Annotated in this window: 22 protein-coding genes; 1 reads left to right on the top strand and 21 read right to left on the bottom strand. The window is 47.3% G+C overall.

Annotated elements, in window-relative coordinates; translation table 11 throughout:
• Window positions 1-5: 5 nt before the first annotated feature.
• From AC0J5I_RS13615 to AC0J5I_RS13650, 8 genes are all read right to left on the bottom strand, one after another.
• Complete coding sequence (locus AC0J5I_RS13615; RefSeq protein ID WP_475300978.1) at window positions 6-968, bottom strand: ABC transporter permease; 963 nt, start codon at window positions 966-968, stop codon at window positions 6-8.
• 2 nt (window positions 969-970) lie between these two features.
• Complete coding sequence (locus AC0J5I_RS13620) at window positions 971-1,912, bottom strand: ATP-binding cassette domain-containing protein (RefSeq protein WP_107995814.1); 942 nt, start codon at window positions 1,910-1,912, stop codon at window positions 971-973.
• 1 nt (window position 1,913) lies between these two features.
• Window positions 1,914-2,927 carry an ABC transporter ATP-binding protein gene (locus tag AC0J5I_RS13625; RefSeq protein ID WP_475300984.1) on the bottom strand — a complete coding sequence of 338 codons (1,014 nt, stop codon included), beginning with the start codon at window positions 2,925-2,927 and terminating at the stop codon, window positions 1,914-1,916.
• A gap of 197 nt (window positions 2,928-3,124) precedes the next feature.
• The gene (locus AC0J5I_RS13630) at window positions 3,125-3,376 is read right to left on the bottom strand and encodes an acyl carrier protein (protein WP_107995816.1); all 252 of its coding nucleotides are present in this window, start codon (window positions 3,374-3,376) and stop codon (window positions 3,125-3,127) included.
• A gap of 111 nt (window positions 3,377-3,487) precedes the next feature.
• Window positions 3,488-4,528 (bottom strand): phosphate acyltransferase PlsX, encoded by a 1,041-nt coding sequence (plsX, locus tag AC0J5I_RS13635; protein WP_475300990.1) that lies wholly within the window; start codon window positions 4,526-4,528, stop codon window positions 3,488-3,490.
• 27 nt (window positions 4,529-4,555) lie between these two features.
• Window positions 4,556-6,616, bottom strand: coding sequence for an ATP-dependent DNA helicase RecG (gene recG, locus AC0J5I_RS13640; RefSeq protein ID WP_475300994.1), 2,061 nt, complete (start codon window positions 6,614-6,616; stop codon window positions 4,556-4,558).
• A 98-nt stretch (window positions 6,617-6,714) separates the two neighbouring features.
• Entirely contained in the window at window positions 6,715-8,385 is a 1,671-nt protein-coding gene (locus AC0J5I_RS13645) for a DAK2 domain-containing protein (RefSeq protein WP_475300997.1), read from the bottom strand.
• Between the two features lie 43 nt (window positions 8,386-8,428).
• Complete coding sequence (locus AC0J5I_RS13650) at window positions 8,429-8,791, bottom strand: Asp23/Gls24 family envelope stress response protein (protein WP_086941655.1); 363 nt, start codon at window positions 8,789-8,791, stop codon at window positions 8,429-8,431.
• Window positions 8,792-9,133: 342 nt separating this feature from the next.
• Here AC0J5I_RS13650 and rpmB point away from each other — a divergent pair, with 342 nt between their 5' ends.
• Window positions 9,134-9,322, top strand: a complete 189-nt coding sequence (gene rpmB, locus AC0J5I_RS13655) for a 50S ribosomal protein L28 (protein ID WP_068562155.1) — start codon at window positions 9,134-9,136, stop codon at window positions 9,320-9,322.
• Between the two features lie 107 nt (window positions 9,323-9,429).
• On the opposite strand, the gene AC0J5I_RS13660 is transcribed toward rpmB, so the two are convergent.
• From AC0J5I_RS13660 to AC0J5I_RS13720, 13 genes are all read right to left on the bottom strand, one after another.
• On the bottom strand, window positions 9,430-10,092 hold the full coding sequence (locus AC0J5I_RS13660) for a thiamine diphosphokinase (RefSeq protein WP_475301008.1): 663 nt from the start codon (window positions 10,090-10,092) through the stop codon (window positions 9,430-9,432).
• On the bottom strand, window positions 10,082-10,741 hold the full coding sequence (rpe, locus tag AC0J5I_RS13665; RefSeq protein WP_424899849.1) for a ribulose-phosphate 3-epimerase: 660 nt from the start codon (window positions 10,739-10,741) through the stop codon (window positions 10,082-10,084). Before rpe ends, AC0J5I_RS13660 begins: the two co-directional genes overlap by 11 nt.
• Before the next feature lie 13 nt (window positions 10,742-10,754).
• Window positions 10,755-11,657, bottom strand: a complete 903-nt coding sequence (gene rsgA / locus AC0J5I_RS13670; RefSeq protein ID WP_475301013.1) for a ribosome small subunit-dependent GTPase A — start codon at window positions 11,655-11,657, stop codon at window positions 10,755-10,757.
• Window positions 11,658-11,761: 104 nt separating this feature from the next.
• Entirely contained in the window at window positions 11,762-13,804 is a 2,043-nt protein-coding gene (gene pknB / locus AC0J5I_RS13675; RefSeq protein WP_475301017.1) for a Stk1 family PASTA domain-containing Ser/Thr kinase, read from the bottom strand.
• A complete protein-coding gene (locus tag AC0J5I_RS13680) occupies window positions 13,783-14,550 on the bottom strand; it encodes a Stp1/IreP family PP2C-type Ser/Thr phosphatase (RefSeq protein ID WP_107995823.1) in 768 nt (255 codons plus the stop codon). Before AC0J5I_RS13680 ends, pknB begins: the two co-directional genes overlap by 22 nt.
• A gap of 28 nt (window positions 14,551-14,578) precedes the next feature.
• Entirely contained in the window at window positions 14,579-15,943 is a 1,365-nt protein-coding gene (gene rsmB / locus AC0J5I_RS13685; protein ID WP_475301021.1) for a 16S rRNA (cytosine(967)-C(5))-methyltransferase RsmB, read from the bottom strand.
• Window positions 15,933-16,886, bottom strand: a complete 954-nt coding sequence (gene fmt, locus AC0J5I_RS13690) for a methionyl-tRNA formyltransferase (RefSeq protein WP_475301023.1) — start codon at window positions 16,884-16,886, stop codon at window positions 15,933-15,935. The genes rsmB and fmt overlap by 11 nt, the downstream gene beginning before the upstream one ends.
• Before the next feature lie 11 nt (window positions 16,887-16,897).
• The gene (gene priA / locus AC0J5I_RS13695; RefSeq protein WP_475301025.1) at window positions 16,898-19,303 is read right to left on the bottom strand and encodes a primosomal protein N'; all 2,406 of its coding nucleotides are present in this window, start codon (window positions 19,301-19,303) and stop codon (window positions 16,898-16,900) included.
• 140 nt (window positions 19,304-19,443) lie between these two features.
• Complete coding sequence (gene rpoZ, locus AC0J5I_RS13700; protein ID WP_086628158.1) at window positions 19,444-19,659, bottom strand: DNA-directed RNA polymerase subunit omega; 216 nt, start codon at window positions 19,657-19,659, stop codon at window positions 19,444-19,446.
• Between the two features lie 6 nt (window positions 19,660-19,665).
• The gene (gene gmk, locus AC0J5I_RS13705) at window positions 19,666-20,277 is read right to left on the bottom strand and encodes a guanylate kinase (protein ID WP_068562164.1); all 612 of its coding nucleotides are present in this window, start codon (window positions 20,275-20,277) and stop codon (window positions 19,666-19,668) included.
• A gap of 203 nt (window positions 20,278-20,480) precedes the next feature.
• Window positions 20,481-21,116 carry a V-type ATP synthase subunit D gene (locus AC0J5I_RS13710; RefSeq protein ID WP_107995826.1) on the bottom strand — a complete coding sequence of 212 codons (636 nt, stop codon included), beginning with the start codon at window positions 21,114-21,116 and terminating at the stop codon, window positions 20,481-20,483.
• 6 nt (window positions 21,117-21,122) lie between these two features.
• Window positions 21,123-22,499 carry a V-type ATP synthase subunit B gene (locus tag AC0J5I_RS13715; RefSeq protein WP_107995827.1) on the bottom strand — a complete coding sequence of 459 codons (1,377 nt, stop codon included), beginning with the start codon at window positions 22,497-22,499 and terminating at the stop codon, window positions 21,123-21,125.
• Complete coding sequence (locus AC0J5I_RS13720; protein ID WP_107995828.1) at window positions 22,492-24,276, bottom strand: V-type ATP synthase subunit A; 1,785 nt, start codon at window positions 24,274-24,276, stop codon at window positions 22,492-22,494. Before AC0J5I_RS13720 ends, AC0J5I_RS13715 begins: the two co-directional genes overlap by 8 nt.
• Window positions 24,277-24,281 lie beyond the last annotated feature (5 nt).

Raw genomic sequence — 24,281 nt, forward strand, 5'->3', positions numbered from 1 at the left:
TCTTGCTATCTCATCCGGACGCGCGGATCCAAAATGGTCAAAATGATGTCAGAAACCAACGTGCCAATCAAAGCGGCCAGCCCATAAATAAGCAACAGAGCCACGATGACACTGAAGTCGCGTGATTCTAAAGAACTGATGAATAATCGGCCGATCCCCGGGTAGGAGAAGATGTATTCGATAAAAATGCTGCTCCCTATGAAACCGGTAATGTCATAGCCCAACAGAGAGGTTACCGGCATACTCGCGTTCCTGAAGATGTGCCTCCGATACACCATGCTCTCCGGAACGCCTTTTGAGCGGGCTGTCAACACGTAATCTTCTTGTTTTGCCTCGATAATGCCTGACCTTAAACGTTGGATGTTGCCGGCGGATGCCGAGAGTGCAAAAGCCAGCGCCGGCAGCGCTAAGTGGTGGAGCCTATTCCAAAGAGAGGCAAATATGCTCTGCGTTTCCGGCAACAAGGGCATCCCCCGCGTCGGAAACAATTCCAGTTGAAATCCAAAAAGCCAAACCAACAACAGGGCAACAATGAAAATCGGCAAGGCAAAACTGATGTTGTTCAAAAAACGAATGACTTTATCACCCAAAGAACCATTAAAACGCCCTGCATAAATGCCAAGCGGAACAGCAATCAGATGCGACAACAAGAGTGAGGCCATTGCCAACCAGAGTGTGTTGCCAATCCTTGCACCAACCAGAACACCCACAGGCATCCGGTAAGTGTAACTGAGGCCGAAATCCCCGCTGAGCATATTTGCGATCCATTGCAGATACCGAACAGGCCATGGGTTGTCAAGAACTGCATTCGCTTGGATCGCATCGACGCTGCTCTGCTTCATCCCCGGAATGATCAGCCCAGTCAGAGGATCTCCGGGCATCCATTGAGCCAATGCAAACACCAACAAACTGAACGCCAACAGTTGCGGAATGATAAAGAAGAAGCGTCTCAGAATTCTGTTCCACATCGCTAACGCTCTCCTTTCGATGGTTTACCGGCAATCCGATGCGTTTCCGACAACGGGATCAAATCCCCGACGCGACCGTCCTTTGCCAGATAACTCCCCATGCTTTGTTTGTATTCTGATTCTATTTCCCGCCGCAGACGCTTGTGCAACTCCCGGTTGCCCGGATCCAGGTTCGGAATTGCGGAAAGGAGCCTTTTCGTATAGATGTGCTGCGGGTTGAGGTAGATGTCCTGCCTGTCCCCGTATTCCACGAACCTCCCCCGGTACATGATGGCCAATTCATCGCACATCTGCTTCACCACGCCTAGGTCATGGGAAATGAAAAGGTAGCTGAGTTTGTATTGTTCTTGGATGCGTTTCATGTAATTCAGCACTTGCGCCTGAACGGAAAGGTCCAATACCGAAACGGGTTCATCAGCTATGACAAATTTTGGCCGCAGGGCAACCGCCCTTGCCAAAGCGATGCGTTGCCTCTGTCCACCGGTGAATTCGTGGGGATACTTCCGCAGCGCATCTTCCGGCAACCCTACCATTTCCAGCAGTTCCAGCACGCGTTTTTGCTCTTCCTGCTGGGATAGCTGCTCAAAATTATGCAAAGGTTCGCAAATGATCTGACCGATTTGTTTTTTCGGATTCAGACTCGCACCCGAATCTTGAAAAATCATCTGGACATTGCGTTTGTGGGCTGACTTCCGCTTTCCTATCGCAGCGGTTACGTCAGTGCCTTCATAAATGATTTTGCCGGCAGTGATCCGTTCCAATCCGACGATTGCTCTTCCGACAGTTGATTTTCCGGACCCTGATTCGCCCACTAGACCGTAATTTTTCCCTTCTTCCAGGGACAGACTGATGCCATCGACGGCTGCAAGGCTCTTTTTGCTGGATAAGAAGCCGCTCTTAAGCGGGTAGTGAACCTTCAAATCTTTGATTTCCAAAAGTCCCATCCTATTCACTCTCCCCTTCAAAACGGAACGACTCATGGCACGTGCACCTGACAAAATGTCCCTTAGAAATCTCGTGTATTTTTGGTGATTGTTCATGAGCGGAAAAGGGAATCCATGGAATCCGTCCGGCAAAACGACAACCTTGCTTAGGCAATTGCTGCAAGGAAGGAACATCGCCTTGAATCACATACAGTTCCCCGGAATCCGAGTCGAGTGCGCTATTCGCTTGCGGCATTGAACGCAACAATGAACGAGTATACGGATGCTTCGGATCCGTGAATAGATCAACGACATCAGCTGTTTCGACAATCTGTCCCGCATACATAACGGCTACTCTGTCCGCAATTTCGGCTACGACACCCAAATCATGGGTGATCAGGATGATGCCGGCACCCGTGTCGTCCCTCACTTCGCTCAACAGATCCAATATTTGAGCTTGAACAGTGACATCCAAAGAGGTCGTCGGTTCATCGGCAATGATGATCGGCGGAGCACAGGCGACAGCAATGGCAATGCCGACCCGTTGGCGCGCTTCACCGGACAGCTCATGCGGGTAGCTTGCGGCTGTTCCTTCCGGATCCTCCACTTTAACTTGGACCAATAATTCGCTCACACGCAGTGAACGTTCCTCTTTTATCATCCTGGAATGGTAAAGCAGCACTTCTTCTATCTGTTCACTTACCGTCATCAAGGGATTGAGGGCCGAAAGGGGATCTTGAAAAACCATCCCGATATCGTTTCCTCTTATGCGGTTATAAAGAGCTTCATTCAGATCGATGAGATTCAGGTTCTGATAGATGATCTCTCCCGAAATTCGGGTATTCGCCTTGTTGTGGAGTCCGACGATTGTGGTTGCCAGTGTACTCTTCCCACAGCCGGACTCTCCGACAATCGCCAAAATTTCATTTTTTTCCAGACTGAAGGAAACATCGTCCACTGCATCGTAATAGTTCTCCTGCATCCGGAATGCGGTGTGCAATGCGTTTATCTCCAGCAAAGGTCTTCCAAGTCCCATCGTGCGCCTCCTTCCATGCTTATATAACTAACTTGATGAAATATCTCCTAACATTATACGTTTAAGCACATGCAAAAACAACCGCTATTTCATTCACTTTTAATGCATTTCATATTTCTGCCATAATCAGCCTTCTTGGCCTGAAAAAAAAGCAACATTGGCATTTGAAAACCGTCAACGTTGCTTCTGTCGTTAAATTATTGCGATCCTTTTTTTTGAGAATCGATGTAGTCGACTGCATCTCCTACTGTGATTATCCTCTCAGCATCTTCATCGGAAATCTGTACAGCAAAGACATCTTCCAGTTCCATAACGAGTTCAACAATATCCAATGAATCCGCCCCAAGGTCGTTTTGGAAAGTCAACTCTCTCGTAACTTTTGCTTCATCGACACCGAATCGTTCAATAACCATCTTGGCTACTCGCTCAAAAGTATTTGTATCTGCCAAGCGTTACACCTCCATTATCGTTCCATAACCAATTACATCACATTTACTGAAAATATTTTGTAAAGGCTCACATCTATTTTACCCATACGCTAATCTTTTGTCTATATTTTTTTATTCCTGCTCAGTTTTGCTTACAGGCTGGGCATTCATTTCATCAAAGTGCTTCACGACGTCATCGATGACGTTTGAACTGATGATTTTGCGGATTTGCTTCACTGTGTGGTAGACAGCGATTTTATCCGCAGATCCATGCGTCTTGACGACCGGCGCCCGCAGTCCGAACAGCACGGCTCCTCCGTGCTTCGAATAATCCATCGTATCTTTGATTTCCGAAAAGGAATCCTTGATCAGCATTGCGCCGATTTTTGTCTTCAGGCCGCCTGAAAGCAATTGGGCTTTGATCAACTTCAGCAAGGCCATTGCCGTTCCTTCCATCGTTTTCAGCACGGCGTTCCCGGTGAAACCATCTGTCACGACGACATCCGCAGCGCCCAACAAAATTTCCCGCGCTTCAACATTGCCTGTGAAATTGAGTTCGGAGTCCTCTTCCAACAACATATAGGCTTTTTTGGACAGTTCGCTGCCCTTCGTCGCTTCGGAACCATTGTTCAACAAAGCGATCCTTGGGTTTTCGATACCTTGCACAAACTTGGCATAATACGAGCCCAAAAGGCCGAACTGGTAGATGTTTTCCGGTTTGCAGTCAGCATTTGCGCCTGCATCCATCAACAGGAATTGTTCATTCTCCTTTCCGATGACGGGCAGAATCGGCATCAAGCCGGGTCTGTCGATCCCTTTGATCCGGCCGATGATCAATAATCCGGCTGCCAAAAGCGCACCTGTATTCCCTGCCGAAAATAATGCGTCGGCTTCTTTATTTTTGACTGCTTGTGCAGCAAGCACCATCGAAGCTTGTTTTTTCCTGCGGATTGCCTTCACGGGTTCGTCGTCGCTCTCGATCTTTTCGGTCGTATGAATGATCGTGATTTTCCCATCTTCGGCATATTGATTCCCTAACGCTTTGCGAATTTTGGCTTCGTCACCAAAAAGCAAAAATTCTAAATCATTAAATTCTTTGGCAGCCATTAAAATGCCCTCTACTATTGCTTGGGGCGCAAAATCCCCGCCCATCGCATCGACAGCGATTTTCATAGATTGTATACCTCACTTTTGTTAGTTTCACTGTAATCTCTTCAACTTCTCTTTTTCGCGTTCGACTGCTTCCCGCAAACTTTCGTAGGCAGGATTGCTTTCAAAGTCTTGTTCGCGCGTGATTTGGATAGCGTCATTGTGCGCAATATCCAAGATGACGGCATCCCGCACGATGTCTCCGGATTTGAAATCTGGCAAGCCTGATTGTTTGTTTCCGAAAAGATCGCCTGGTCCACGCAATTCCAAATCGCGTTGACTCAGGTAAAAACCGTCAGTCGACTCCACCATGATGCGCATGCGTTCCTTGCCGTTATCGGTTTTCGGATCGGCAACCAGCACACAATAGGATTCTATGTCTCCCCGGCCGACTCGACCCCGCAATTGGTGGAGCTGGGATAACCCGAATCGATCGGCATCCTGGATGACCATCACTGTTGCATTTGGCACATTAAGACCGACCTCGATGACTGTCGTCGATACCAGTACCTGCAGCTCGTTGTTTTGGAAACGGCGCATGATTTGATCCTTTTCTTCGGACTTGAGTCGGCCATGCAACAGACCAATTTGGTATTTCCCTTTGTAATAAGCCGTCACGGCTTGATGCACATCTTCCGCGTTCTTGACATCCAGCGACTCGGATTTCTCGATCAGCGGTGTGATGATGTACGCCTGTTGTCCATTATCCATCTGTTTCCGGATGAACTCAAGCACATTTTCGATTTTGTCCGATTTGTTCCAGACGGTTTTGATCGGTTTTCTGCCGTCGGGCATCTGGTCAAGCACCGAAACGTCCATTTCGCCCATCGTGGTAATCGCCAACGTTCTCGGGATCGGCGTGGCAGTCATATATAAAACATTCGGGTTGTTCCCTTTTTCGTTCAGCTTGTGCCTCTGTTGAACACCGAAGCGATGCTGCTCATCGGTGATGACCAAACCAAGGTTGGCAAAAACGACATCCTCTTGGATCAGGGCGTGGGTTCCGATGAGGATATCCAAGCCGCCTCCTGCAAGCCGGTTCAACAATTCTTTCCGGTCTTTTGCCTTCGTGCTGCCAGTTAGCAGGGCAACGGAGACATCAGTGTATTCGAACAGGCTCTGCAAGGTACGAAAATGCTGTTCCGCCAAAATTTCAGTAGGAACCATGAACGCCCCTTGGTACCCGCCCAGGACGGTAGCCATCAGGGCGACCACCGCTACGATCGTTTTGCCGCTGCCCACATCCCCTTGCAACAGCCGGTTCATTTCATAAGGTTTGCGCAGATCCCGGCATATTTCGTTGACGACCTTCTTTTGTCCATCGGTCAGTTCAAATGGCAAAGTCGCTATGAAACCCTTCAGCTTGTCCACATCATACAGGATCGGAATGCCTCGGTTATTGGTTTTCCGGCTCAACTGCAGCAATTGCAGGCGCACCTGGTAAAGGAAGAATTCCTGATAGATGATTTGCCGTCTGGCTTGTTCTGATTCTTCATCATTTTTGGGAAAGTGCATCGCTCGGATAGCTTCCCGATGGCTCATCAGATGATACGTCTGCAGCAAATGCTGCGGAAGAATCTCGGGAATGACCGGAGAATACAGCTCGATCGCCTGTTTGATCATATTCAGGACGGTCTGCTGCTTGATCGTCTTATTGACGTGATAAATGGCCGCATAATCATCCTGTCCGTTCGAACTACCGAGGATCTTCATCCCTGCCAAACTTTGACGTGCGCGTTCCCATTTCCCGAAGATTGCAACCTCATCCTCAAGCAGGATTTTTTGTTTCAGGTAAGGCTGATTGAAGAAGGTTACCGAGATGATGGCATCTTCGATGGCTAATTTGAATGATAGCCTGCTTTTTTTAAAACCGTAATGATGTACGACCGGAGCCGTCACGACTTGTCCTTTCAGCGTCACTTTGTCCGAATCCTCGATTTCGTCCAATGTTTTGACTTTTATGTCCTCATAACGGAAAGGAAAATGTGTGATCAGATCATAGATCGTATCGATGCCCAACGAATGCAGCGCCTCGACCCTCTTCGGTCCTACATGAGGCAACTCCCCGACTGGATCATAAATATCCAATTGCTTGTTGTCTTCCGTTTCCATCCGTTCGCCTCCTTTCTTCCGGGAGCAGGACAGTTTATCTGGCCAACCGTTTTTGAAAAAGAAAAGCCGAACAGAGAAACTCGTTCAGCTTTTTCAGATTATTCTACAGAAAGAAGATAACTGTATACCGGTTGATTTCCTTCTTGCACTTCCACTTCCAAAAAGTCATATTCCGCTTCAATGACCGACGCAATCTCTTTGCTTTCTTTCTCATCGCTGTCTTCCCCGAAGATGATGGTGACGATTTCGCTGTCATCCGTGATCATTTTTTTCAGGGTTTCTATCGTTGCAGCTTTTCTGTCCTTGTCGGCCGTCAGTATTTTTCCGTCGACGATTCCCATGAAGTCGTCCTTGGTGATGGCCAATCCGTCTATGACTGTGTCGCGCACGGCATTCGTGATCTGTCCGCTGACTACATTTTGCAGTTCAGCAGTCATGTTGGCTTTATTGGTTTCCAAGTTCTCTGATTCATTGAAGGCAAGCATAGCTGTCAGACCTTGTGAGATTGTCTTCGAAGCCACTACAACCACATCCGCATCAGAAACCTCGGCAGCCTGATCTGCGGCCATGAAAATATTTTTGTTATTCGGCAAAATGATTGTTTTTTCGGCATTTGTGCTTTCGATCGCTTTAAGGATGTCCTCCGTGCTTGGATTCATCGTTTGTCCGCCATTGATGATCGTGGAGACGCCCATGCTCTTGAACAGGGCATGCACACCTTCGCCGGCAGCAACAGCTATCACACCATAAGGAACTTTTTCAAGTTTCTTGGCGGACGCATCAGCTTTTTCAAGGACTGCATCATGTTGCATGCGCATATTGTCCACTTTGATTTTCATCAGAGAGCCGAATTTTTGGCCATAGTTCATGACTTCCCCTGGATACTCGGTATGCACATGGACCTTCACGATTTCGTCATCCGCAACGACCAATAGGGAATCCCCGATTTCGTTCAGATGATTACGGAATGTGTCGTAGTCAAAGACGTCCGTCACGGTTTCGCCTTCGCCTAGTTTGACCATGATTTCTGTGCAATAGCCGAATTCAATATCTTCTGTCGCAATGGAGTGCGAAACATTATGATAATTTTCTTGGTGAGCGATTTCGGTTACGTCTGCTTGCGCGGTGACTTTGTCGGCGGAAGGCACTTTTTCTCCAGTCAATGATTCCAGGAAACCTTCATAAATGTATACAAGTCCTTGTCCGCCACTGTCCACGACGCCTACCTCTTTCAATACCGGCAACAGATCCGGCGTCTTGTCCAACGCAATCTGCGCGACTTTGAGTACTGTCCCCATCAAATCAATGATATCATCCGTGTGTTCGGCTTTTTTCATACCGGCTTTGGCGGATTCACGTGCAACCGTCAAAATGGTGCCTTCCACAGGTTTCATGACCGCTTTATAGGCTGTCTCAACGCCGTGGGAAAATGCTTCAGCAAAATCAGTTGTATTCAAGGTTGTTTTTCCTTCGATCGCCTTCGAAAAGCCACGGAACAGCTGGGATAAAATGACGCCTGAGTTCCCTCTAGCCCCCATCAATAAGCCTTTAGCCAAGTCCGATCCTAATTGATCTATTTTTGTAGCATTCGACAGCCTGACGCGTTCGGCTCCGGATGTGAATGATAGATTCATGTTTGTGCCCGTGTCTCCATCCGGAACAGGGAACACATTCAAAGAATTCACATATTCTGCATTCTCACTAAGACGTTCGGCGCCGATTGCGACCATCGCCTTAAAGTCTTCCGCTGTTAATTCAGTTTTCTTCACCTTATAATCCTCCTTCACCACAAAGCATGGTGATCTGTAATCTTTAGTCCTTTAATACTCTAACGCCTTGGACGAACACATTCACTGTATTCGCGGAAAAGCCCAACATCATTTCAAGATTATATTTGACTTGTGTTTGAACATTCCGGCAAATTTCAGAAATTTTTGTTCCGTAGAGTACAATGATATAAACATCAACAGCTACTCCATTTTCTTCTTGGCGAATCACGGCACCGCGTGAATAGTTCTCTTTTTTCAATATTTCACTGATATTATCTCTGATTTGATTTTTGCTGGCCATGCCGACCACGCCATAATTATCCGTTGCGGCGCCGCCTACTACCGTAGCGATTACGTCGTTCGATAAGTCAACCATCCCATATTGTGTTTGGATTTTAACTGCCATTTATAATAGCCTCCTTAATGTATGCACACAATCGTTAATTACAAATTATGATAGCATATTTTATACAAAAGAAATAACTTTTTGCGATTAAATTTCTTATTTCCGATCGATTTACGGCAATTTTGACTTTTTTTCGAAATATTTTCAGAGTTTTCTCATATCCCGTTCCATCCTCTTTGAGGACGGCCAAATGCGAGTATTTGATGAGTGCATGATAAAAAAAAGAGCTGTCAAGTATTTTTCCTTTAAAACAGTTGCATTCACTTTTGAATTATGATAAATTAATCAAGTGTATGAATTGGAAAGAAGCTTTGCTTCTGTAACAGCAAAGGAGGAAAGAAAATGTCAAAAGAATGTTTCGTAACAGGACGTAAAAGCCGTTCAGGTAATAACCGTTCCCACGCTATGAACTACACTAAACGTACTTTCAAGCCTAACTTACAAAAAGTTCGTATCTTAGTCGATGGAAAACCTAAAAAAGTATGGGTTTCAGCTCGAGCTTTGAAATCTGGTAAAGTTGAAAGAGTATAAAAATATAGATGAGCCCCGGGACCATGCCATGATTCCAGCTCATCTTTTTTTATTGCAGTTTAAAAAATAAAGGAAAGAGGCCCCGGCAAAATCGCGGCTCCTTTCCTTTATTTGCATTTGTCAACACTTTGGATGACGGCCAAAAGACCTGATTCAAAAGAAAAGTGCATCTCAGCCTCTTCAAACTCATTGCTGACCAAAGCTACCGGATAATCGTAATCTTTTCCATTCAAAGGATAAGCTACTCCGGTCAGGGTCAATTTCTTGATTGGGGTCATGCCAATGAACGACAAATATTTTTTATCCGTTTCTTTTTCCAGCACATAACTGCCTGGCATGTAAAACCGCAAGGTATTATGCCGATCCATTAGGCTGATTTTGCCGTCCATCCCTTTCACGAGCGGATGGAACGCCAACCATAAATTGCTCATCAGATGGTCCAAACGCCCACCGAAGGCACCCAAAAGAATGATTTCCTCCGGCTTGAACGTTTGAATCGCATAGGCAATGGCAGCTTCAGTATCCGTTTCATCTTTTTGCGCCGGCAGAATGCGGCAGACGTGACTTTTCAGTTTGATGTTTTCCATTTCTGCTGAGCTAACGGAATCAAAATCACCGATGGCCGCATCGAAATGGGTAAGCAGTTCCGCAAGCGTCAACGCTCCCCTGTCCGCACCAATCAACCGATGGCTTTCCGAATAGCGGTGGACCAAGGCGGCGACATCCGTCTGGTCTCCGCCGACTACAATCACCACTTTCTCAGACCGCATTATGGCAAGCATCCTTCAATCGGCTGATGGCAGCTGCTGGATTTTCGTCGTCATAAATGTAGGAACCGGCTACGAATACATCCGCACCCGCCTGAATGCACTTGACGATCGTCTCATGTGTAATGCCGCCATCGACTTCGATTTCGTAATGATAGCCATGCTTTTCGCGCAAGGAAGCCAGCTCTTGGATTTTGTCCAGGGTGCTTTCGATGAAACCTTGGCCTCCGAAGCCCGGGTTGACGGTCATGACGAGCACCATATCGACATCGCCCAAAACAGGTTTGATGACGTCTACGCTTGTGCCCGGATTGATGACGACGCCCGCTGCAATGTTTTCATTTTTGATCATCTGGATCGCCCCATGGATGTGGGCAGTGGCTTCTGCATGAATCGTGATGATGTCGGCGCCGGCCCTGGCGAAGGCCGGGATCAGATTTTCGGGTGTGTTTACCATCAAATGGCAATCCAACGGTAATTTTGTGTGCGGACGGATTGCCTGAACAACATTTGGACCCAACGTCAAATTTGCGACGAATTGGCCGTCCATGGCATCGATGTGGATATAATCGGCGCCAGCTTGTTCGACCAACTTGACGTCCCGCTCTAAATTCGCGAAATCAGCACTTAATATGGATGGAGCAATTTTCATTTTCACACACACCTTATCTCTTATTTTTTTTTATGTACATCGGTTTGCGTCCGACGATTTCCTCATGGAACTGCAGATAGTGTTCGTACCTGTACGGGGCAACCTCTCCGGAGGCAACTGCCTCTTTCACCCGGCAATTCGGCTCATTGATGTGCATGCAACCGCCGAATCGGCATTGATCGCGTAGCGCTTCAAAATCCGGGAAAAAAGAAGGCAGATCGACCGCTTCAATGTCGATCAAGTCAATTGTGCTGAAACCGGGTGTATCGGCAATCAGAGCCTCCCCAACAGGATGCAACTCGACATGCCGCGTCGTATGGCGACCCCTACCCAAGGCGGTCGAAATTTCGCCTGTCAGCAAATCCAATTTGGGCATCAATTGATTCAACAATGTGGATTTCCCGGCACCGGATTGGCCCATAAACACAGCCATCCCTTTGCCCATGGTCGTAACCAACTCCTCCAAAGAGGAAGCTCCCTCGGGATAATCCGATAAAATCATCGTGTATCCGATCGATTCATAGTAAGTTTTGTACTGAAGCATATCCTTCTTGGCTTTTTCATCCAACAGATCTATTTTTGTAACGTAGATGATGGGACTGATGTTGTTTGCTTCCAGGTAAACCAAGAAACGATCCACCAAATAGGAAGAAAAATCGGGTTCGATCGCCGACATCACAATGACGCCAAAATCGACATTCGCCACAGTCGGACGAATCAATTCATTTTTCCTTGGGTAGATGTCCAACAGAACACCCTCCGTTAAGTTGTCACTTTCGAAATCGACAAAATCCCCAATAAGCGGAGCCATGTTTTTCACGCGGAAGTTCCCTCTTCCTCTCGTCTGATACGTTTGACCGTCCACATATATATAATAAAATCCGCTTATTGCTTTCCTGACTTGTCCTTTTTGCAAATCGACAACGCCTCCTAGTTTAGTTCTTTCTCTCTATTCTACACTGTTCTACAAAAAAATGACAAACCATTTTGATGTTTGTCATTTTTGTAGCCTATATATTTCTATTGTTTAAGTTCCGAAGCTTCGTTGATGACTTCGCCATCTCTTTCGATCCGGTAAGAAGCTGAGTTGCCTTCCAGAATACGGAAATTCAATGTCACGACCTCATCCGCTGCTATATCGAACTCACGGAAAACGTCACTGAGGACATGATCTTCGTCCTGCACATAAATGACGATGTGGTTGGGTTCGTTGGTGGAACTACTGACGGCCGCATTGCTGTTGGCATTTTCGCTGCCTTGACTGTTGCTGCTCTCAGAAGCGGGTTGCGGTGCGGCTGCCGCGAGATAGGGAATCGTGATGGTACGGCTGAAGGAAACCACTTGCGGCTCTTCAGGACCTATCGAAATCACCACATTCAAGGCATCCCCAGATACAAATGGAGACCCGCCTGCAAGACTTTGGCTTACGACCAAGCCTGCTGCAATCGTATCTGAATAAGCTTCAGTGACCGTCAACGCGAGCCCGTATTGTCCTGCATAATCCTCGACGCTCTTTCTCGTATATCCCGATAGATCGCGCATAGTATAGGATTCATTTCCGTCACTCACCAGAAATGACAGCGTAGTTTCGCTTGGTTTCACTTCCGCGCCAGGCTCTAAGCTCTGGCTGATGATGTCGCCTTCAGCGACTTCGCTGCTGAATTCATGTGTCCTTTCGATCGTAAAGCCTTCTTTACGCAAGTCTTCCAGAACACTGTCATATTCTTGCCCTTCATAGTCGAGAAGCGTGAACAATTCCTCGCCCAGACTGATGACCAGGTCGATTTCATCACCGGCTTTAACGGATGCACCGATTTTCGGCGACGTTTCAATGACAGCATCTTCTTCGACTTCATCGCTGTATTCTTCCGTTATATTCCCCAATACCAATCCCGCATCTTCCAATGCAAGCCGTGCACTGGCTTGATCCATATCGGACACATCCGGCACAGTCACTGCATCTGCTTCCTGGTTATTGTAAAAGAAGAAGAAAAAGCTGGCAATCAGACTCAGCAGCAACACCACGAAGAGAACGAATGTCCATTTCTTTCGTTTTTTCTTGCCTCCAGCGACCTCCCGCCCTGATTCGTATTCGTGGATCGGTTCAGCTTTCACGGTTGTTGGAGGTGAAACAATCGTTTTATCGCTGTCCGCTTTGGCTACGACTTCAGCTGATAAAGGTGTGAGTACTTTTGTTTCCTGCAACAGCGACACTGGCATAAAAGGTGCTTCGTGCAAGCGCTCCTCATTCAAGCAAGTATCGAGATCCGCCATCATTTCTTCACAGGTGGCGTAACGATCTAGAGGTTCTTTCGCCGTGGCCTTCATGATGACATTTTCCAAACTTTGAGGGATCTCCGGATGATTCTTCCGAATGAAAGGCATCGGTTCCTGAAAATGCTTCAGGGCGACGCTGACAGCTGATTCTCCATCGAATGGGACCGCCCCGCTAAGTAATTCGTACAGGACAACTCCTAAAGCGTAGATGTCTGATTTTGAAGTGGCCATACTTCCTCTGGCTTGCTCTGGAGACAAGTAATGGACGGAGCCCAATAGCGTATTCGTCTGGGTGATCGATGTTTCCGATAGTGCAACAGCAATTCCGAAATCGGTAATTTTGATGCGGTCCTGATTATCGATCAGAATATTTTGTGGTTTGATGTCCCTATGGATGATCCGATTTTTGTGGGCCAACGCCACAGCCGACAAAACTTGGTGCATGATATGGATCGACTTCTCCGGCGAAACCCTGCCTTGAATGTCGATATATTTTTTCAAATCCGTGCCATCGATGAATTCCATCACGATGTATTGCACTTCATCTTCTTCATCCACATCATATACACCTACGATGTTCGGATGGATCAATTGTGTGGCTGAGAGGGCTTCACGCTGAAAACGGCGCAGGGCATCCTTATTGTCACGGAAGTCAAAACGCAACACTTTGATGGCGACCGGACGATCTAAAATCAGATCATGGCCCAGATAAACGTTCGCCATCCCGCCGCTTCCGATATGACGGACGATTTTATAGCGCCCGCCTAATTTCTTTCCTGCCTCCACATCGGTTCCCCCTCTCTATCAGTAAAATCAGCCAAAAGTACTGTGATGTTGTCCAAGCCGCCAGCCGCATTCGCTTTATCGACCAAAGAAAGGACTTTTTCTTCAAGCGGAAGCCATTCCTTCAGCATCTGGGCAATTTCTTCATCATCCATCATGTTGGTCAAGCCATCGGAACAAAGAAGCAACAAATCACCCTGCACAAGCGGCATGGCCATGATATCGATATCCAGTTTCCTGGAAACACCCAAGGAACGCGTCAAAATGTTCTTTCTTGGATGATGCTGCGCTTCTTCCGGGGTTATTTCCCCTGACTTGATGAATTCATTCACCAAGGAATGGTCTTCCGTGATTTGACGGAGTTTATAATTTCTGTAGACATAAGCCCGACTGTCGCCGATATTGGCAATAATGATTTCCTTGCCTACGATGGCCGCAGCCACCAAGGTCGTCCCCATTCCATCCAGGTCACTGTAATCCAATGATTTTTGAAAAACCAGATCATTGACGCGCTGGATGTTGGCGATCAGCCAACGGGACAATTCTTCGCTGTTCGTGAAACGGGATCCCTTCCAAGCTGCACCCAGGTGGGATACCCCCATTTCGCTGGCGACATCACCAGCCTTATGGCCACCCATGCCATCGCATACGATCATGAGCGATTGCTGGGCTTCATTCACGAAATAACTTACATAATCTTGATTGATTGCTCTATTTTTGCCTCTATCACTTTTGAAGGCTATCTGCATTCTTTCCCCTCAATTCTTTCTTAATCATTTACCTTTTTACCATACAGCTGATGAAGAATCCATCAGTTCCATAATCATGCGGATATATCTGCACAAATCCTTCAGGAGTGAAAGATTTTTTATCCAAAGAATCGGAGTGTATCGGGACGATTGCAAATTCGGCATGATTTTCAATGAATGTCTGGACAGTCATTTGATTCTCTTCTTTAGTTAGTGTACATGTACTGTATACCAAACGTCCACCTTTTTTTAACAGGGAACTGACGGAGTCCAGTATCAAAAGTTGCTCTTGATGCAAGTCCAAAAAGTCCTGCATATTTTTCACATATTTGATTTCCGGCTTTCTGCGCATCAAACCCAACCCAGAACAGGGTGCATCCACGAAGATGGCATCAAAGGACTCCGGTGCAAATACTGTGCCTGCTTCTTTGGCATCCATCACGCGGGTTTCGATGCGATCGGCTACGTGCAGACGCTCGGCATTTTGGTTGATTAGGCTTATCTTGTGCTCATACATATCCAAGGCGATGACTTTGCCGTTTTCCGAAGCCGAGAGATAACTGGCCATGTGCGTCGTCTTCCCACCCGGTGCGGCACAACTGTCCAAAACCAGAAAATCCTTTTCCAGCTCTCCTACCGGCGCGACCAACTGGCTCGATTCGTCCTGAATCGTAAGGATGCCCTCTTTGAACAGCGGGGAGTCAACGATTTTCCCGCCGTGAATCCGGATGCCCGAAGCTGAAATCGGACTTGGGACCACATCGAAACCATCTGCTTGCAACAGCGCAATCGCCTCTTCCCGGGACATTGCCTGCGACTGCAATCGAACCGATACGAAGGGATCTTCCAATAAGGAAAACGCCATTTTTTCGGTTTCCTCGATGCCGATTTTTTCGATGAAATAGGCGACAAGCCATTTCGGCATGCTCGCCCCTACACTGATGCGTTTCTTAGCGTTGCTGATCGTTTTCCAGTCCCGCAGCCCATTCCGCTGCACATTCCGCAGGACGCCATTCACATAACTGGCGATGCCCGTATGGCCTTTAGCTTTCGCTATCTCAGCCGCATCGAAAAGGACGGCATGATCCGGAACCTTCGTCAAATAGACCATCTGATAAGCAGAGACGCGCAATAAATTAGTCACCCAAGAAAGTTGTTTTTTGGGATCCTTGATGTATGCCGAAAGGCCATAATCCAAAGTCATTTTTCGCTGGATGACACCATAGACGATTTCAGTCAACAAGCCGGCATCTTTCGGTGATAATTTCTCGGCTTGGATGACTTTGTTCAGCAGCAGATTGGAATACGCGCCTTCATTCTCTACGCTTTCCAATATATCGACAGCCAGATAACGGACTGTGTGCTTGATTTTGTTTTTGAGTTTATTGTCCATCCGTTTCGAACCTTGTACCTTCTTGGATTTCGCAGGCGCTGCCCCGCAAGTAGTCCGCCGCTGACATGCGTTTTTTCCCGGCAGGTTGGAGTTCCGTCATTTTGAAGACAGTGCGCTCCCCGCATGCCACATACAGAGCTTCCTTGTCTGTTGCAAACACCGTGCCGGGTTCATCAGCAGTGGTCAGCTCGACAGCCTGTCCAGCCCATACTTTGATCCTTTGCCCGTCCAAGAGCGTGTGCGCCACTGGCCACGGACGCATGCCTCGGACTTGGCAAGCCACTTGTGCGGCCGTTTCGGACCAATCGATGCGTTCCTCTTCGCGCTTGATGTTCGGCGAAAAGGTGGCTACGGACTCATCCTGTTCTGCTGCCACGAGTTTGCCTTGGAAAAATTCAGGCAATGTTTCGATCAAAAGATTTTTGCCCAATTCGCTCAACTTCAAGAACATCGTTCCGACATCATCTGCCTCGGTGATGGGTATGGCTTCCTGCGCCAACACAGCCCCGGCATCCATTTTTTTCTCCATGTACATGATGGAGACTCCTGTTTCTTTTTCCCCATTGATGATGGCGTAATGGACAGGAGCGCCCCCGCGATATTTCGGCAACAAAGAAGCATGCACATTGATGGAGCGGAAACGGGGAGCGTTCAGCAGCTTGACCGGCAGGAATTGTCCATAGGCCGCTGTCACAATCAGATCCGGCTCCAAGGCAATCAGTTCAGCCATTTCTGGTGAACCGGAAATTTTTTCCGGCTGATAGACCGGCAGACCATGCTTCAATGCGGCTTCCTTCACTGGGGAAGGCGTCAACAGTTTCTTTCTGCCAACCGGACGGTCCGGTTGTGTGACAACTGCGATCACATCATAATCATGCTGCAATAAAGCCTCTAAAATGGGCACTGAAAATTCCGGGGTGCCCATAAAAATGATTTTTTTCATTTATATACCTCCTAGAAGAAATTGACCGGTTCTGAATCGATCGAAATGTAGAGACCACGTGCATTTTCTTTTTGTGACTCATCCAATATCTGTTTCAATGCCGGATGTAGTTTGGTTTCCTGTTTGTATTTCACTAATATCTGAAAATAATAGCGATTGTTCACTCTCGCGATGGACCCTTTGGATGGCCCGAGCATGATCGTGTCAGCCTCAAGCTTTTTTTGAAGGATTTCATGGATTTCATAAATTTTCTTCTGGGCTTTTTTTTCGTCAGGGTTGCTTACCGTTATGAGCGCGGTATAAAAATAAGGCGGATAACCCGCTTTATGCCGCAGCGCCATCTCGGTACGGTAAAAGCCTTCGTAATTGTGCTGTTGGGCAAAAAGGATGGCGTAATGATCCGGATTATAGGATTGCACGACCACCTCCCCGGACAACTCCGCACGACCTGCGCGGCCACTGACTTGGGTCAGCAGCTGGAACGTCCTTTCCGAAGAGCGGAAATCCGGCAGCCCCAATGAAGTATCGGCATTGATGACGCCGACCAACGTGATGTTGGGAAAGTCCAATCCTTTTGCGATCATCTGTGTGCCCAGCAGGATGTCGGCCTCTCCTTTTCCGAATGCAGACAGGATAGCTTCATGGCCGCCTTTCTTACGGGTGGTATCCACATCCATACGCAAAATGCGTGCATCCGGGAAGAGCGCCTGCAGTTCTTCCTCGATTTTTTGGGTTCCCGTTCCGTAATAACGGAAATTGTGTCCCTTGCATTTGGGACAAGTATTGGGTATTTCTTCTTCATGGCCGCAGTAATGGCACTTCATCGTTTTGCTGTCCATATGCAAAGTCAGACTGATGTCGCAATTCGGGCACTCGAGGACGAAACCGCAATCCCGGCACATGATAAAAGAGGAATAGCCTCTTTTGTTCAGCATCAGCACAATTTGCTGTTTCTTCTGAAGACGGTCCGTGATTTTTTCCTGCAGGACCATGGAAAAACTGCTGCGGTTGTTCGCTTTGAATTCATCACGCATATCGACAATTTCGACTTGGGGCAGCGCGCGTTGATTGAAGCGTCCTTTCAATTCGACCAATGTGTAGACTTTTTTTTGTGCCCTGGCCCGCGACTCCAGCGAAGGCGTCGCGCTTCCCAGGACAACCGGGCAATGGTTATGCTGCCCGCGCCAAATCGCTATATTCCGGGCATGATACTTCGGATTTTCGTCCTGTTTGTAGGTGCTCTCGTGCTCTTCATCCATAATGATGATGCCGATATTTTCAACCGGAGCAAAAATGGAAGAACGCGCGCCAACTACGACATCGGCGTCGCCGCGGTGGATTTTGCGCCACTCGTCGTATTTCTCCCCCGACGACAACGCACTGTGCATCACTGCCACGCGGTCTCCAAAACGGCTCTTGAAGTGGTTGACCATCTGCGGAGTCAAAGCGATTTCGGGGACGAGCATCAAGGCAGTCTTGCCTTGTTTGATCACTTCAGCGATCAATTGAAGGTAGACTTCGGTCTTTCCGCTTCCAGTAACGCCTTGCAGCAGAAAAACCGCATGCCGTTCTTCCTTGATGCTGGCACCGATCGTCTGAAAAGCTACCATTTGTTCATCCGAAAGGGGCATCGCTTCCGTTTTTTTGAACAGCCTATCCTTAAAAGGATCCCGGAGTATTTCCCGGTCCGCTGCTTTTAACCATCCCTTTTCCACTCCGTTCCGGATCGTGCCTGAAGCGATATCGAATTGGTCCTTGTATTCCTTGGACGTCAACGGTGTTCCGTTCATGGACATGATTGCCGCCAACAAGGCTTGCTGTTGCTTGGCCGATTTTTTCAGGCTGCGGTATGCGTCTTCCAGACTATCCATTTCCAGATCGGAATAATAAACCTGCACCATTTTTGCTTTCGCCTGGTTTTTGAGGATGTAATTGACTTCAATCTTCCCGGCTCGCTTCAATTCGATCAGTTGCGGCAAAATGCCTTGATCGACGGCATTTTCCCAACTCATTTTGCTTTTCCCTTGAAAAAGTCCGTAGAAAGTCTCCTCATCCAATTCATCGACAATCTCTATTTCTTTTTCGTACTTCGCCTTCATCAAAGGCGGCAACATTGTCTGGTAACAATGGATCCGATAGGCATAAACGGTTTCCGCCATTTCCTCGCCCAACAGAAGCAGCTCTTCGGTCAAAGCCGGCTCGATATCCAAAGGTTGGATTATTTCCTTCAGTTCCCCTTCAAAATCGGTATAATCAGAAATTTCCGTTATGAACCCTTGGATGATGCGTTTGTTGAAAGGCACCTCAACGCGCATGCCTTTGCCTAATTTGTGCTCCATAGCAGGAGGGATCGCATAATCAAAGGGACGATTGGTCTGCATTGCAGGTATATCGACAATCACTTTTGCAATTTGCAAATAAAGCCCTCCCCTTCTTTTTCTAACAACTATATTACTAAATTATGCCGATAAAGTCTTGTCGGAGTTTTCGGCATCAAAAAAATAAAACTACTGATTTTGAAGTTCAAAAACAGTAGTCTTTTTTCATTCCTATTCTGTTATCTTTCAGGGATGATGGATTTCGGATCGATTTCCAATTCGCCGGCAACTACTTCTTCCAGCGCACGTCCGACATTCTTGAATGACTGGTAAGTGTCCAATAAAGGTTCGGAGCGATCATGTAATTGGTGCGCTCTTTTGCTTGAAAGAATGACCATTGAATATTTTGAATCCACTTGCTCCAACAATTTATCGATCGAAGGATATAACATCATAATATTTTACTCCCTTTCATCCGCACAGATGGTATCCAGAATCCGTGAAACTTTCAAGTGTTCGCTTTGGATGATGCCAAGCACTTTCTGTACCGCATTCTCTACTGTGTCGTTTTCTACCGCATAATCATAATAACGCATCAAACTGAGCTCTTCAATAGCCTTTTCCATTCTTTGCTTGATGATCGGAGACTCATCCGTACCGCGATTTACGATCCGTGATTCCAGTTCCGTCATATCAGGAGGCGTCAAGAAGATGAATATCCCTTCAGGCATCCGTTCCTTCACTTGCATGGCACCTTGAACTTCGATCTCCAGAAAAATATCTTTTCCCGTGTCCAACGTTCTTCTTACATAGTCGATTGGCGTACCATAGTAATTACCTACATACTCGGTATATTCCAACAGTTCATTATCGGCGATCATTCTCTCGAATTCTTCTCTTTCCTTGAAGAAATAATCTTTGCCATCCACTTCCCCTTCGCGCGCTTTGCGGGTCGTAGCGGAAATTGAATATATGAACTCCCGTTCACCACGAGAAAAAATTGCTTGTCTCACAGTCCCTTTGCCTACTCCCGAAGGTCCGGATAAGACAATCAACAATCCTTTTTCTGTCATTTAATGCCCACCATCCAATTATATTTTTACAGCATCGTACAGCCTAATGCGGCGTTCTGTTTATTATTTCATAGTTTAACACAATTTCGTCAAGGTTAAAACCTTTACTGGAGTCTTCCGCCAACATTTTGTTAGTTACCGTTTTCAGCGACGGAAAGACAAAAAAGAACAAGACAAGGATATCCCTGTCTTGTTCTGCGGCATCATGAAGCGCCCATGTCTTTGACTTTCATCATTCTGACAATGCTGGATCGCTCGTTCTCCTCGAGTTTCATTTGAATGTAACGGATCGTCTCCTGCAACTGCGGAATCATTTTGTATTCCAATGCATTTACGCGCCTTCTTGTCTTTTCGATCTCATCGGCAAGAAGTTGGCAGGTTTTTTCGATTTCCGATAATTTAAGCAATTTTGGAAGGATATCTTCGATCTTTTTGATCGCATCATCCAGTTCACCGTTTGAGTTTACGTAGCCGTACTGCAAATCCGTTGATTTTTCGTCTTTGTTGGCTATCGAAAAGTTCATTTGGGGAACGACGACACTCATGATATTTTTTTCTTGGATGTCCAATTCAACCGCAGTAGCGGGTACGGCGAACAATTCTTCGATGAAAGCCTCATTCAGAAGCGACTTCGCTACCACGAAAGAACGCATGGAGGCGGTCAGTTCTTTTTCGACTTCGTCCCTCAGGAGGTTGTTTTCGCGGATAAGCAAGATGAATTGACGCATCAGTTCATCTTGCTTATCCTTCAGCAGTTTATGGCCACGGGTGGACAGCACCAGACGCGATTTCAAATTGGACAGTTCCATCCGGGTAGGCTTCACATTCAATCTAGCCATGGACGATCACTCTCCCTTCGGCATAAACTCATCGATCATATCGCTCTTGATTCTCTTAAGTTCGGTTACCGGCAAGATGGACAACAGTTCCCAACCCAAAGCCAAAGTCTCTTCGATCGTGCGGTTCGTATAGAATCCCTGATTGATGTATTCTTCTTCGAATCGTTTCGTGAACTGCACATACAGTTTGTCTGTCTTGGACAAGGCGGACTCCCCTAGGATGACGGCCAATTCTTTTGCCTGTTTTCCTTTTGCGTAAGCCGCAAACAGCTGGTTCATGGTCGGAGCATGGTCTTTTCTTGTCTTGCCTTCACCGGTACCTTTGTCCTTCAGACGGGAAAGCGAAGGCAGCACGTTGATCGGTGGCTTGAAGCCGGAGTTGTTCAACTCACGCGAAAGGATGATCTGGCCTTCAGTGATGTACCCGGTTAAATCAGGGATCGGATGCGTAATGTCATCCTCCGGCATGGAAAGGATCGGGATTTGAGTCACCGAGCCTTTTTTGCCGATGATGCGGCCTGCACGCTCATACAATGCGGCAAGGTTCGTGTACAAATACCCTGGATAACCACGGCGACCAGGTACTTCACGACGGGCTGCCGAAATTTCACGCAAAGCCTCACAATAGTTGGTCATGTCAGTCATGATGACCAGGACATGCATGTCCTTTTCGTAGGCCAAATATTCCGCGACCGTCAAAGCCATTTTGGGTGTGGCAATCCGTTCGATGGCCGGATCGTTCGCCAAGTTGATGAACATGACGGAGCGATCGATCGCCCCTGTCTTGCGGAAATCTTCCATGAAATATTCTTTTTCTTCAAAAGTGATTCCCATGGCTGCAAATACAACCGCAAATTTTTCATCGCTGTTCAAAACCGTCGCTTGACGGGCGATTTGTGCAGCTAATTCTTTATGCGGCAAACCTGAGCCGGAGAATACAGGAAGTTTCTGCCCTCTTACGAGTGTGTTCAGATGGTCGATGGCGGAAATACCTGTTTGGATGAACTCATCCGGATAGTCACGCGCTACAGGGTTGATTGCCTGTCCATTCACATCCAAGTTCATTTCCGGGATGATTTCCGGGCCGCCATCAATCGGATTGCCCATCCCATCGAACACACGGCCTACCATATCCTCAGAAACAGCTATGGAAAGTGGTTTTCCACGGAAACGGACTTTGGTGTCTTTGATGTTGATCCCGCTTGGGCCTTCAAAAATCTGCACCATCGCTTTATCTTTGCTGACTTCCAAAACTTGACCATGGCGGATTTCGCCGTTTTGCATTTGGATTTCAACCAATTCGTCGAATTTGACTCCCTCAATCTGCTCTACAATCATCAACGGGCCTACAACTTCGGTTACTGTTTTATATTCCTTAAGCATGGTGCGTCATCCCTCCTTCCGCAACGATTTCATGCAATCTTTGCTTCATGTCTGCCTTGATGTTTTTCATTTCGGCAAGGTCTTCTTCCCTGATATATTTACTTCTTGCGATCCGATCGCGCAATGCAACTGTGCCTTCGATGATTTCATTGAAGTACGCGCCTAAACGCATCGCTTCACGGGCTTCTGTTTCGAAGTCCAGAATCATGTCCAGCATCGCCAATTGCTTGTTGCGGGAAGTGTACGTATCGACATCATCGAAAGCGTTCTGTTGCAGATAGTCCTCACGCAACGATTCCGCGACCGCCATTGTCATGCGGTCTTTTTCGGACAAGGATTCGATACCGACCAAACGGACGATTTCTTCCAATTCCGATTCTTCCTGCAGAAGGTTCATCGCATGCTGAACCATTTCAGACCATTTCGTCTGTAAGGCATTATTCAGATATTCCCCGACTTCGGTATTGTAAAGGGAATAGGAAGTCAGCCAGTTCATGGATGGGAAATGTCTTTTTTGTGCCAACGTGGCATCCAGCGCCCAGAAAACTTTAACGACGCGCAATGTATTTTGGGTTACCGGTTCAGATGTGTCACCACCAGGAGGCGATACCGCTCCAATGGCCGTAATGCTTCCTTCACGATCTTCCGACCCTAAAGCCAATACTCGTCCTGCCCGTTCGTAATACTCTGCTACACGGCTTCCTAGGTAGGCTGGATAGCCTTCATCACCAGGCATCTCTTCCAGACGGCCCGACATTTCGCGCAAAGCTTCTGCCCAACGGGATGTCGAGTCAGCCATGATTGCTACACTGTAACCCATGTCACGGAAATATTCCGCGATCGTGATGCCTGTATAGATGGATGCTTCACGCGCCGCAACCGGCATGTTGGAGGTGTTGGCGATAAGGATCGTACGCTCCATCAATGATTCACCCGTATTCGGATCGATCAATTCCGGAAATTCATTCAATACGTCCGTCATTTCATTACCGCGTTCGCCGCAACCGACGTAAATTACGATATCCACATCACTGTATTTTGCGATTTGGTGCTGTACGACGGTTTTCCCTGCTCCGAAAGGTCCCGGAACAGCAGCTGCTCCACCTTTTGTGATCGGGAAGAACGTATCGATGACCCGTTGGCCGGTAACCATCGGCGTGTGCGGGTTCATTTTTTGCTTGAATGGACGTCCGCGACGGACTGGCCATCTTTGCAGCATAGTCAATTCTTTCGGGCCATCTTCCGTTTCGATGACATAGGCCGTGTCATCCAAGGTGTAGCTGCCATCCTGGATGGCAGTCAGCTTACCGGAGATGCCGTAAGGAACCATGATCCGGTGCTCGATGACTTTCGTCTCCTGCACGGTACCGACAATATCACCGGCTATGACGTGATCGCCGACTTTCTTCGTGGCTTTGAATTCCCAGACGTTTTCTCTCTTCAATGGTGGGATATCCGTCCCACGCACCAAATAGTTACTTTGAGTAATTTCACGGAACGTATGCAAAGGGCGCTGGATTCCGTCAAACATCTGCGACAGGATCCCTGGTCCCAATTCGACCGACAAAGCTTCCCCTGTTGTGATTACCGGTTCTCCAGGACCAATACCGGAAGTCTCCTCATAAACTTGAATGGATGCGACATCATTACGCATCTCGATGATTTCGCCGATCAATCCTAATTCGCCGACGCGGCAAATATCTTGGATGTTCGCTTCTTCCATTCCTTCCGCCATAACTAAAGGTCCGGAAACTTTTATTATATTTCCATTTTTCAAAAAAG

It is taken from the genome of Trichococcus sp. TS_SC_9 (assembly GCF_056156325.1).